Annotated in this window: 1 protein-coding gene; it reads left to right on the forward strand. The window is 34.9% G+C overall.

All coding sequences use genetic code 11. The annotated features are described in order from the left end of the window. The first annotated feature begins 453 nt into the window (after positions 1–453). On the forward strand, positions 454–861 hold the full coding sequence (locus IQR33_RS21235) for an H-NS family nucleoid-associated regulatory protein (RefSeq protein ID WP_005378185.1): 408 nt from the start codon (positions 454–456) through the stop codon (positions 859–861). The last annotated feature ends 15 nt before the right edge of the window (positions 862–876 follow it).

Raw genomic sequence — 876 nt, forward strand, 5'->3', positions numbered from 1 at the left:
GCTGAGATAATTTATAAACCTTGCCTAATTCCATAAGTTTTGTGCAACTGAAATCACATCAATCATGTTATTTATGAAACATTATTACTACCTTAGAAATATCATGGTTTATCTTATATCAATAAATTAAGGATATATGACACAGCATTAAAGATGGATGCTTCATATTTTTAAGTAATAACTCAAATTTTTTTATAAAAAACCAAGCTGTCACTCTCTCTATACAATAATGATTGTTGATTTTAGTTCTCATCTAATAATGATTTATTTCGAGTGTAATAATATTAATTGCTTTAAAAAATAGTCAAATTTAAACAAAATCTTGATTTAGCATTTGCACATAAGGAAAAGATAAAGTTAAATATAAGGACTCTTTGTTTATTTATAGATTGGCATTATTTAATCGTAACGATAAAAAGTGCCCAACACATTAACCTTTTAATAGGAATCGTTATGTCAGAGCTGACTAAAACCCTTCTAAATATCCGTAGCCTTCGTGCATTTTCTCGTGAGCTGACTCTAGAACAATTGGAAGAAGCTCTAGATAAACTCACTACTGTCGTAGATGAGCGTCGTGAAGCAGAAGAAGCAGAACGCGCAGCACAAGCAGAGCAAGAAGCTAAGCTTGCAGAGATTGCTGAGAAAATCGCTCAAGACGGTATTGACGTAGAAGCACTTATTACTGCGCTATCTGGCGAAACTAAGACGAAAGGCAAAGCGAAGCGCGCACCTCGCCCTGCTAAATACAAATACACAGATTCAAACGGTAATGAGAAAACTTGGACTGGCCAAGGTCGTACACCTTCGGCGATTCAAGAGCAACTTGATGCAGGTAAATCTCTGGATGAGTTCCTAATCTAGATCCGTGCTATTTTT

This window comes from Vibrio sp. OPT46, assembly GCF_015163535.1.
GTDB lineage: Bacteria > Pseudomonadota > Gammaproteobacteria > Enterobacterales > Vibrionaceae > Vibrio > Vibrio alginolyticus.